Annotated in this window: 15 protein-coding genes; 4 read left to right on the top strand and 11 right to left on the bottom strand. The window is 35.4% G+C overall.

Features of this window, described 5'->3' with window-relative positions; all coding sequences use genetic code 11:
* Nucleotides 1-139: 139 nt before the first annotated feature.
* From FJR09_RS24330 to FJR09_RS24320, 3 genes are all read right to left on the bottom strand, one after another.
* Nucleotides 140-481: a hypothetical protein gene (locus tag FJR09_RS24330; RefSeq protein WP_254433208.1), complete on the bottom strand. Its 342-nt coding sequence runs from the start codon at nt 479-481 to the stop codon at nt 140-142.
* 149 nt (nt 482-630) lie between these two features.
* On the bottom strand, nt 631-1017 hold the full coding sequence (locus FJR09_RS24325) for a hypothetical protein (protein ID WP_148762677.1): 387 nt from the start codon (nt 1015-1017) through the stop codon (nt 631-633).
* Nucleotides 1018-1196: 179 nt separating this feature from the next.
* Nucleotides 1197-1421, bottom strand: coding sequence for a hypothetical protein (locus FJR09_RS24320; protein WP_168652768.1), 225 nt, complete (start codon nt 1419-1421; stop codon nt 1197-1199).
* Between the two features lie 86 nt (nt 1422-1507).
* Between FJR09_RS24320 and FJR09_RS24315 the strand changes: the two genes are divergently transcribed.
* Nucleotides 1508-2647 carry a hypothetical protein gene (locus FJR09_RS24315; RefSeq protein ID WP_168652769.1) on the top strand — a complete coding sequence of 380 codons (1140 nt, stop codon included), beginning with the start codon at nt 1508-1510 and terminating at the stop codon, nt 2645-2647.
* A 202-nt stretch (nt 2648-2849) separates the two neighbouring features.
* A complete protein-coding gene (locus tag FJR09_RS24310; protein WP_015081646.1) occupies nt 2850-3593 on the top strand; it encodes an LAGLIDADG homing endonuclease in 744 nt (247 codons plus the stop codon).
* A 196-nt stretch (nt 3594-3789) separates the two neighbouring features.
* Here the strand turns inward: FJR09_RS24310 and FJR09_RS24305 are convergent, their stop codons facing one another.
* Nucleotides 3790-4011 (bottom strand): hypothetical protein, encoded by a 222-nt coding sequence (locus tag FJR09_RS24305; RefSeq protein ID WP_168652770.1) that lies wholly within the window; start codon nt 4009-4011, stop codon nt 3790-3792.
* A gap of 735 nt (nt 4012-4746) precedes the next feature.
* Nucleotides 4747-5205 (bottom strand): hypothetical protein, encoded by a 459-nt coding sequence (locus FJR09_RS24300; RefSeq protein ID WP_168652766.1) that lies wholly within the window; start codon nt 5203-5205, stop codon nt 4747-4749.
* 281 nt (nt 5206-5486) lie between these two features.
* Here FJR09_RS24300 and FJR09_RS24295 point away from each other — a divergent pair, with 281 nt between their 5' ends.
* Both FJR09_RS24295 and FJR09_RS24290 read left to right on the top strand, forming a co-directional pair.
* Nucleotides 5487-5699 (top strand): hypothetical protein, encoded by a 213-nt coding sequence (locus FJR09_RS24295; protein WP_168652771.1) that lies wholly within the window; start codon nt 5487-5489, stop codon nt 5697-5699.
* A gap of 294 nt (nt 5700-5993) precedes the next feature.
* Nucleotides 5994-6509 (top strand): HU family DNA-binding protein, encoded by a 516-nt coding sequence (locus tag FJR09_RS24290; RefSeq protein ID WP_053541488.1) that lies wholly within the window; start codon nt 5994-5996, stop codon nt 6507-6509.
* Between the two features lie 148 nt (nt 6510-6657).
* Here FJR09_RS24290 and FJR09_RS24285 read toward each other — a convergent pair whose 3' ends face one another.
* From FJR09_RS24285 to FJR09_RS24260, 6 genes are all read right to left on the bottom strand, one after another.
* Nucleotides 6658-7923, bottom strand: coding sequence for a Calx-beta domain-containing protein (locus FJR09_RS24285; RefSeq protein ID WP_053541489.1), 1266 nt, complete (start codon nt 7921-7923; stop codon nt 6658-6660).
* A 67-nt stretch (nt 7924-7990) separates the two neighbouring features.
* Nucleotides 7991-8491 (bottom strand): hypothetical protein, encoded by a 501-nt coding sequence (locus tag FJR09_RS24280; protein ID WP_168652772.1) that lies wholly within the window; start codon nt 8489-8491, stop codon nt 7991-7993.
* A gap of 292 nt (nt 8492-8783) precedes the next feature.
* Entirely contained in the window at nt 8784-9017 is a 234-nt protein-coding gene (locus FJR09_RS24275) for a hypothetical protein (protein WP_168654223.1), read from the bottom strand.
* Nucleotides 9018-9025: 8 nt separating this feature from the next.
* On the bottom strand, nt 9026-9430 hold the full coding sequence (locus tag FJR09_RS24270; RefSeq protein ID WP_168652774.1) for a DUF6876 family protein: 405 nt from the start codon (nt 9428-9430) through the stop codon (nt 9026-9028).
* A 71-nt stretch (nt 9431-9501) separates the two neighbouring features.
* Nucleotides 9502-10257 carry a hypothetical protein gene (locus FJR09_RS24495; RefSeq protein ID WP_174782872.1) on the bottom strand — a complete coding sequence of 252 codons (756 nt, stop codon included), beginning with the start codon at nt 10255-10257 and terminating at the stop codon, nt 9502-9504.
* Between the two features lie 56 nt (nt 10258-10313).
* Complete coding sequence (locus FJR09_RS24260; RefSeq protein ID WP_168652775.1) at nt 10314-10562, bottom strand: transcriptional regulator; 249 nt, start codon at nt 10560-10562, stop codon at nt 10314-10316.
* Between the last annotated feature and the right edge of the window lie 238 nt (nt 10563-10800).

The raw sequence follows: 10800 nt of genomic DNA, 5'->3' as shown, positions 1-10800 counted from the left end.
ATTTATGAAATTTTTATAATTTTAATAAAGGAATTTATCAGATTTTGAATGAAGTTAGATATTTTCCCATATTGATGCACTAATATAGTATTCTGTCAAGATAATTTAGATGCGTTTCCCCTGCCAGCAAATCAAACACTTATTCAGGTAAACAAGACACAACTTCTAAATCAAGTTCCTTACCTACAGATTCAATTTGTTTCCATACTTCAGCATTATCAACAAACAATCGTTTAACATAGAGTTTGAATTTAGTATTAGGCAATGACAATATTCTAATTCCCAAATTCTGGGCATCCTGTTTAACTGTTTTCACAGACTCCAATAAATTATCACCATATTTAGTTGCTAAAGTCCCCTTTACACCACCTAATTGGGCATGACTTTCATCCTCAAAATCAACTTGGGCAATCCATTTATTTTCAGTGCCAGGATACATTTGATAAATACCAATGCCAGTGGTAAATAATTTTCCAATCATCTTTAAATCCTCTATAATATAACCATCTTCAGAAAACAACAGCAATAGCATTACCGATAATCAATAACGCTATTGTGTTTGCTATTTGTTATTGCTGGTTTCAATCCTCAATCACCTTAATAGGTAATTGTCACCTGTATTTTCCAGCATTATCCAATTTCCCCATGAATCAACTCAACAACAGATTCAGCGAGTAACCCCCTCACCTTAATCTCCAGTGGAAATCTGCGGACTCGTTTGGATTGTCGGGGTGTGCCGTCGTCTCCCTCGAAATAGCCATTATTGACAATTACCCAATCTCTAAATCTGGGGAACTCTTGTTGTTTCAAACCAATGTAAGTGATAAAGCTAGTGAATCCTGAGCTTTCATCGGTGGATTCTGGCCAATGAAACTTGTTCGAGTAAGTGCCGACAATGGTAATGCGATTCCTGCGGAGCGCTTCGCTATCGCTAAGTTCCACCACCTGATAATTTCCATGTGGACTAACTTGTAAAACCTTGCCTTCAATACCCGCAAAATTGATTTTATTCATCATTAAATCTCAAAAACACCAAGACTAAAAAGCGATAGCATCAATGATTTTTGTAATCTTCATTTCACTATATAAAGCTTGATTTTATTAGTGATTATGTTAAAATCAAACAATGGCTAGATTTCAGTTAATAGATGATGAAGTGCTGGGAATAGATTGACTCATACCTATTCCCTTTTTCATTAATCCTGTTCTGAATAACTGTCAAACCAAATTATTTCATTATCAGAAAACCCAATCATCCTAGCCAAGCCGTCTTCACAGCTAACAATTAACTTACCTGAATCTGAAATATCAACAACTCCAGTAATTCGGGGTTCATTGAATAGTATATTTAATTGCTCAACAGTGAGTTCAATTGATTTTAAAGGGTTGATTCCTGTACGTTTAACGAATGCAGTGGTCATGATATTAACTAACAACAACACAACCCCAAAGCGATAGCATTAGCATCCTTAACATATTTTTATTTACTAAATTAAATTGATAGACCATGACACCAGAAGAAGTTTTAAGTCAAATAACCGATGGAATTTGGGTAAACAAGGGTGGGTTAAGAGTCCCCACAGAAGTTGTGCAAGCTTTGTCAAATAAAGAGGATTGGTTTGATTCAATTCAACCAGTAGTTTACTCGCAAGATAATTTACCTTCACTAAAAGCGATTATTAATTACTTTTCTAAATCAGAATTAGACGATGAAGTTGGCTATGCTTCTGCGGAAATCTTGCAATCTTGTTATGGTGTAAACAAAGTTTTCAACTCTAAAGTACACGGTAATCCAAGTGCTGTTGGACAACAAAAACTTGATGCAATTGGACAACGCCCAGCGAATATCGAAACTTATAAAGCAGCCGTAGAAGTTAATAATATATTGATTAATTGGAAGAATATTAATAGTAGTGGTTATGATAACGATGATTCAGTTTATGACAGAATTAAATCTGTAGAACAAGTAAATAAAGATTGGTTTTCTCAACAAATTGAAGATTTAAAAACATTAATGCTCAATGCTTATGATAGTTTATTATCCCAATTTGATGAACAAGAAGACCCTGTACCACAGGAAGTAAGGAATCATTTTGTAGCAATTAGAGAGAAAACAGAACAGGAATTTCCATCTGCGATAGCGAAGCGCTGCTGCAAGCAGTTCGCTGATTTTCCCCAGGACAACCTCAACATTGTCAATATATTTCAAGGACTCCTAGATAAAGTCAAAGAAGAACTTGCGGATGCTTTACAAAAAATCAAAGAATTGGTTTTAGGTAAAGATGAATCCAAAGCAGCGAGGGCAGAAGCGAGACAAGAACACAAGGATAAATCAGGACTGTTGAAGTTTCTGAAAAGCAAGATTGTTAATCCAACAATTAACGGTGTCAAAAAACTATTTAGAAAAGCCGGGAAATTGTTATCTAATAAAGAAGAAAATAATTATAAAGAAGACACAATTAAATCCCAATTTGGGAATATTTCTAGTGCTTATGGTGCAATCGTTCCTGTGGATATACCGACAACAATCAACGCCATTGAAGTATTGAAAAAGATTACCGAAAGTATTCTGACAACATTTATTTTAAAGGGAGTGCAATTACCGGGAGTTTTCGTTGAAGCCTTAAAAAATACTACGATTTCTTAATAGTTCAATTCATTTAAAGCAAAATAATCAAATTTTAGATGAAAAATAATTTTGCAATTAGTTTATTTTAATATTAAAATTACAGAATTTTAATAAAATAGTGTATACTAAAAATAGTAACTGCGCCTTGAAAGAGTGAGCCAACACTCAGTCAAGACGACTACTCCATTAGTTGTTTGTCCAACATAGGAGCAAAATTATTATGCCACAAAAAACGCAATATGAGCAAGAGAGTCTATTTTCTTACAAGAATGAAAGCTACCGCGAATTTGTAAAAAAGTTTGGTCATCATCGCCAAAGATATCCCCACAGTGATGTGCTTTTGACAAATTGCATTAAACAGGAAATGGATTTAATTCAAGGTCACTTGCTAGGTGATGGAAGTATTTTTGTAACAGGAAAAGACTGTAATCGAGATGCTACTTTCAACTTTGTTACGAAACATGAAGACTACGCTCAATGGATTATAAATAACACAGAGTCATTTGCTGCTTGCAAGCTACAAGTAGGTGATAGTTATGACAAAAGAACAGATAAATCATACCATCGTGTTTCTTTTAGAAGTCCATCTAATAATCTATTTACAGAGTTAAGAAATAAATGGTATCCAGATGGTAAAAAGATTGTTCCACAAGATTTAGTTTTGACAAAAGATTTAATTTTGAGATGGTATGTAGACGATGGAAATTGGCATGATAAAGGAATTTACTTTAACACCCAAGGTTTTGATCCAGAAAGTACAGATTTTTTGCGATCTGAATTATCAAAATTTTTAGGAATGAAAGTAACAATTCAAAAACACAGTGGCGATCTTTACAGACTTTTTATTCCCTTACGAGGAACTGGATCTGGAGTTAGTAGCACTAATAACAACACAGAGAAATTTTTTGAAGTAATCGGAAAATGTCCTGTTAGTTGCTTTAGTCACAAATGGGGAAAGATTTAGTAGATTAACAAAGTTATAAAGGAAGGGATTTATTCTCTTTCTTTATGATTTCCAGTGATTTTATACAACTAATAAAGTCTTCTTCGTTTATATCTGGCTAGACTGTACCAAAACCGGGGAATATACGGTAAGGAATTAAAATAAGTGCTGAAAGCATTGTGATACTTAGCTTTCAGCTATTACTTAAATGTATTTCCTATTTAGCTGTTGTTTCAGGGGAATTGCTACAAGGCTCTTTTCTAATTTGAAATTCCAAAAAGGATGATGGAGAAGATTTGAAGTTTACCGATGCTCCGCAGTCAGATGATTCAACTACAGAAAGAATATGCTTTGCTACTACTACACCAACAGATCCGCTGACAAAAATGCCAGCTATACCAACAACAAGAGTAATGTTTGGTTGTTTGCGTCTTTTCATATTTTCCTCCAATAAAAAAAACGCTAATTCGAGAACTAGCGTTGTTAATGTTTATTTTTCTCGCCTAATTAGGCATTAACCTACTCAGCTTTGCTTGTTATTTTTTTGAGGTTAACGTGTTTTAATCCTCATAAATATTGCGGCAATTGCCGCTGCATTTAGAAATCCATCTCCCTGGTGATTAGAGTTTTTACAGATATTCTCGGCCTTCTGAATCAAATGCAAATACTCTCACAAAAGAAGGAGGGAGTTAAAGGATACAAGATAATGCCTAACTAAAGGGTTGTTTTGATGATTAATAAGCTACCTCTTAAATAGTTAAGGTACTGTTGACTTTTGAATTTTTTCATGGTATAATTAAGCAAGGCTAACGCCTTATTTTTGGTGATGTATAAACCTGAAAGTCAAGAGTTAGTTAACTAAGATTCACAGATAATCATTGCTACAATCGCTTTAGTCTTATAGAATTCCATCTTGCCGGAATTATATGTATCTTGGCTCTATATTTTTAAGATTACTCCTAATTTCCATCACCACTCAAGAGGCGTTAGCCGTTCTTAATTCCCAGGTGTTGAACAAACAAATACCTGAATCATTGCCCCAGCACTTCTTTTTGGAATAGGAAGTCTTATAGAATTCCATCTTGCCGGAATTATATGTATCTTGGCTCTATATTTTTAAGACTACTCCTAAATTAACATCACAATCACTGAGGCGTTAGCCGTTCTTTATTCATCATCGGTAAGCACAGGCTTTCGTTGCAACAAAGGAAGTTATTGGACTATTCATTGTTGACCACCATTCAGGATTAGGATTGTCAATCCATGATTTTGAATTAGGGTTATATCTTGAAACAAACATAACTCTATTGCGATTAAAACAATCCGCCACAATAATGTCTACCCCTACAATTGATGACATATATCTTCTTCTTGCCAAGAACTTTACTGTGCCGTCGTCATAGCTAATCACAGTATCGGTTTGAATCTCTATCATTTCTCCTTTTGAAGTAAATGCTGCAAACTCAAAGTCTGCTCTTGGCGCACGTAACTTCAAATAGGGATTAAAAATTTGTGCGAAAGCACCCTGCTGAATAATAAATGCAAGTGGAATAGCAAGAAAAGCTAGAGGAAACTTCATGATTACACTACAGAAAAAGTTTGATGTATGGAGAATGCCTAAAATTGCTTGCAATCTCGCTATCTATTATACATAATTTTTACGGTGTTTTTACGTTTGGCTGAATTTTAGCGATCGCACGTAGCGCACTGCCAAAAGCTATGACTACGCCGACTACGCCCGCCGTAGATCGCCTCTCTTGATTTTTTAAAGGTTTAATCATCACAATAAACTACCACTACGCAGTTCAACATGGTAGTTGGTCTGCCCCTAAAGCAACACCTTGGATAGGTCAGACAGTACAAATCCGTTCCAAAATTATAGAGCAGGGAGGTCAACAAAAATTAGCAATTGAGATGCAATTTCCTGATGCTAAACAACAATTTGGCTGGCATCATCTAGGATTAGTCGGCGAACAATATCGTCCTTATTACCCCCCAGGACTTACGAAAACTATGTTGGCTTATAGTACAAGGTTTGTGACTGCAACTGGGAAAACCAGTGAACTGACATTATTTGATCCCAATATGGACAAAGAGGATATCAAGGATTTTCTAACTTTTAAATAGTCTTAAAATAATCGTAAGGATTCAGGATATAGAGTGAATCAGAGTTTTGGAATCCTTCTTAGTAATTGATGAAGAACTGGCTTCTCTATATTCTTGCTATCACCAATATTCCTGATTCCTGATTCTTGGTTCTTAATTCTTGATTCTTGATTCCTGATTCTTAATTCTTGACTCCTAACTCCTGACTCCTGACTCCTGAATTATTCCAAAAAATCTTAGTTACCACTTGTCAAATTCACCTGTTTTTGAGTAATAATTAAATCATAATCTGATGCTGTTAAATGATACGAGAATATGAACGCCAACCTATCCGAATATTTGCAACAATCCACAGGATACAGTGAAGTAACTGTAAAAAGTGTGCTTGAATCTTTCTATAAATTTATTCAAGTTTCTCTTCGTGAGGGTGAGGAAGTGAGAATAGATAAATTTGGGGTTTTTTCCTTTAGAGATTTACCAGAACGTAAAGCCAGAAATCCCCGGACTGGTGAACAAATTGATGTTGATGCTAAACGCAAACCAACTTTCAAATTTTCTAAAGGTTTTGATATTCAACCTGACCCAGCAACATTGCCAATAATTGAAGCAATTAAGCATAATAGTCCGCCAATTCCCCCAATTCCCACAGAATTATTAATCCCAAATAATCGCAGTTGGTTTATGAATATTGATAATCAACCTGTGGAAATATTTGAATCAGAATTAATCTCCAAAGGATTAACAACAATCACTCCATTATGGAGTAATACTACTGGCTGGAAACGTGCTGGTGAAATTCCTGAAATTGGGTATTTATTTAAGGTTGCTTAACTAATTAAGGTTTTGGATCTTAAACATCTAAAATCCAAAACCCTAAATCATAGTAAAATTAATTGAAAATTCTGTACCATACATTTGATAATTCGCATTACCACCAACTACTAATTTATTTTTTGTGTAGTTAAAATCAGTTTGGTAATTACCAAGTAAATATTTTTAGTCCGTATAATTTACCGTCAAAACTTTGGAAATTTCCTATGACCAGTCCATTTGCAGTGTTGTATGTTTGCGTAACTGGTTTTGAGGCTAAGACTCCATTTACATCTAGTGTTACTACATTATTGGATCTAATTATTTTGATGGTGTCTGGGGAATTAATACCAGATACAGAATTTGGGATTGTAATAACATTATTCTGCCCAACACCAACATCAAAGCACCAATTCGAGCCATCTGGGCGCAGATTTAATAATCCGTCTGGCTCAACTCCCATGATATTAGAATATTGGGGATCAATTGCTAATTTAATTTCTATGGCGAAATCGGAATTAAAGTTTTCCTCTATGCCCTTGATGGTTAAAGAAGATGATCTTTTGACAAAGGACAGATGCTCACCTAATGAATCTATTCCAGCAGTCACATTATTAGCCAAAATGCTCAAACCATTGGCTAACATAGTAGCCATATTTAATTGATAAGATTTATCAAAAAGCGTAGGTGTAGGCGTTGGTGCAGGTGTAGATGGAATAAACACCTCACAGACCTTGACAACACCATACAAGGGGTCTGAACCAAAGAAGGCGACATCACAAGTCCCAGACCCACTCACTGTTTTTTCAATCCAGGTGTTGTTGCGTCCATAACGAACGTGCTGCGACTCGCCGACAGTAAAAGCACCCCCTTCTCCAGCCACTTGTACCCACGAACCTGCCGGAGGCGTTGGTGTTGGTGTTGTCGGTGTTGTTGGTAAACTTGCAATTATTTCCTGATATAACCAATTCTTAAAATCTCCAAATTTAACACCAGTGTTATTTCCAGGAACTGAATTATAAATAGAGATAATATCAGAATCCTTAATTGCACTTGCTTGAAGCACAGTCACAGGTAATGCTTGATCATAAATCACCAATTGAGCAGTTTTTACTGGGGCATATTTAGCACCTTTAATGCTAGAAAGAGATAATGTTAAAAATTCATCTCCTTCGGTGTACATATCTTGAATTGGTTTGATATTGACAAATTTAGGAGTTACATCACCATCTACCCAAGTTAAAACCTGATTAATTTTATCTATATCTTTACCTACGGTGGCAGTTTCAGTTTTGGCAGTAACTTTAACTGATACATTCCCTGTTGCCCCATCTTTACGTAATACCTGTACCTGTTCTGTCAACCATTCACCGGATTCAGTGATTTTATAAATTGGTTGACTAAATTGTAAAATTCCTGCTGTTGTTGTTGGCATTTGTAGATTCCTATTGTTTCAAAAAATAACCCCGAACTAACTTGTAGTCCGAGGTCATAAAAGCGGTCTAAGTCTGAGTTAACAATGCACTGGCATAAACAGTTTCCGTTCCCACTGTTCCCACAATAAACATTCCCACACTGGGGTCAGCAGGAGCATCAACATAATAGATTTTAGGATTGGTGACTTGTTTAAACGCTGCATACAGTTGTACATAATATTCAACTGATTCTGCTTCTGCTGCTAACGTTTCCAAACTTGCAGTTCCCGCATCCAGTAATTCGCCTTGATCGTTCAATGCCTCAATCGCATTTAAAGCCAGTGGTTTAAATACTTCGTCTAAGTTCTTTTGAACAACCGTTCTGGTTTCCAAGAACTCTTTAGTTGGAGCAACTCCAGCATTTTTGGTACGCAGTGACCTATCCAAAGACAGGATTTTTTCATTATCTACAACAGCCTTAGTTGTGCTGATTTTCAAAGGAGAATCACTTTCAGATTGCCCCCAGAAATTATAGTCTTTGATAACGCCTCTGATATGAGAAGCAGCTTTACTCGCAGTTAAAAACATTGCAAATCCTCGTCATTTCAACTTTGGGTATTTTAACTAAAAATGAGAAATTTAACAGGGAATTTTAAGTTGTTAAAACTAATTTTCCCCAGACATTTTCTAGATAAATACTGGATATAAACATTAATATTTTTATGAGAATCAATATTTAATTAGACTTAGTTCTCAATAAAAATCATAATGTTACAAATGTTAAATTTAATGTAGATATCAATAACAAATTATGTTATTTTGATACTGTGAATAACAAATTATGCTATAGTTAAATAGTGGGAGTTACCCCACCATAATGCTATTTACTTTGCCAGTCGTCGAGTGCTTGATTCAATTTGTTAGCTAAAGATTCCGCTTTTCTTTTAGACAAACAAAATCTGATGGTAATGTAAACATAAGAGTTATGATAAATCACATCATAACTTTTACCTGAACAACCAAGAACCGCCGAAAATCTGTCTTTAGGACATTCACTAATTCGTTGATGGTGTCCATTATCAAGAAACGGTAATTGCACCGCAACCAAAGCCATTTCTTTCATCAATATTCCCCAGGTAACATCAACACACCCTGAACAAGAAAAAGTTTGATTTCGGGTAAGGGAAAATCAGTAAACTCAATATCCTGTCTGATATATGGCGTAATTTCTGGATCTGGTGTATCTCCCCAACAAGTTACAACCGCTTGATGATGAGGTTTGGGTTTAATGAATTCATGTTCCTCGCCAACCATCAAATACCATAGCTGGAAATCTTTGAGCATTTTATTAGCTAATAATCGTTTGGTTTGATGACTGGCAATCACATCAATTAACCAATAACACTGGGCTTCCTGTGCTAAATATTGAATACCGTCGGTGTAGCGAATACCTAACAAATGTCGGTAATAATTGTCAGTGCTAGTAAAATGCTTGAGAGATTGCTGTAATTCTTGTGCTGAAATCATGGTATAATCCCAAAGAGAACAGCACCTAAAAGCGATAGCATTAATTATCAGGAGCAAAATGCCCCTATTGATTATCTAATTACTACGGCAACTTTGCCATTTGTTGAACTATGTTGTGATTGTAAATTAGTAATAGTAGTATTCGCTTCTTCTAAGTGAGTTTGCAACTGTGCTAACTTTTTACCAAGTTCATTGTTTTTCACAATCAAATCATTACGTTCTTGATATAAACCCTCCAACTTAGTCCGAACCTCTTCACTATCAGCTAATTGTTGTTTATTAAGATTTATATAGGCTTCTTTAAGCTCGTTGCGCTGCCGTTCACATTCACCTTTATGAAAATTAAGTTCAAGTTGTAAACTCGGAAAATCTATAAGTTGTTGTTTTAACAATTCATTCTCAGTAGTCAAATATTTAACCTTATCACCGGAAATAGAGGAATCGGCGTTTTGGTAAGCGAGTTTATAAACAGCGATCGCCCATTGGTTCATAGCAGTTAAATAATCCCCCGGAATATCGGACACATCGAGTACACCGTCATCAACAGACTCCAGAATTGCCGAAATCAGTCCTTTTTCATTTCTTTTAAGTGCCATGTTCTCAGTCCGCCACTGACGTAATAAATCGCAAACCGTGTCAGAACTACCACCAATACCGTAAATATATTTTAAAGCCGATTGTACGCTACGGATAACAATACCCACCTGATTCTTTTTCAACACGGCACAAGCGATATCAACCATTGATTTAGTAATACTATTGTACTGCTTAATTTCAATATCAAATCCGGTGAGGTCGAGTTCCTGAAATGTTGTTGGTAGTTTCATAGCGCACCTGCTTACATCTATATAAAGTATGTAAGGTTAACCTTACATTGTCAAGATTAAGAATCATCATGAGAAAAAGCCAGTGCAAGTTCAGTCAGAGTACATTCAAGGATTTCGATGATTGCTAGGGTTTCTGCCGGGGATAGTTTGGGAACTGCATGACCATTTACCCAACTGCTGACAGCCTGACGAGATAATGAACGCCCAGAAATGGTACTCCAGGCATCCTGTACAAGTTCCACAAACTTTTCTTGAGTTAAACTTCGTCGCTCTAAAAGTTTTATAAACTTGGTTCTTTTTGCCATGCTATTGCAGTAAAGCCAGCCTTAAACATAAAGTTGACTTTACATAATTATCTTCACATGACCAGAATATCAAAAATCTATAGTTAAAATATAAAATATTTAGCACTGAAAAACTAAGACTCAGTATTTTACTAAAAAATACAGTCAATAAATTATTGAATATGGCACAAAACAGGATGGTAACACACTGGTATTGGTAAAGACTATAGTTAGAAACTATAGGTAAAAACTAAGACTT

This window comes from Dolichospermum sp. UHCC 0406 (assembly GCF_009712025.1).
In the GTDB taxonomy this organism is placed as follows: domain Bacteria; phylum Cyanobacteriota; class Cyanobacteriia; order Cyanobacteriales; family Nostocaceae; genus Dolichospermum; species Dolichospermum lemmermannii.
This window is presented reverse-complemented; position numbering and strand designations above follow the sequence as displayed.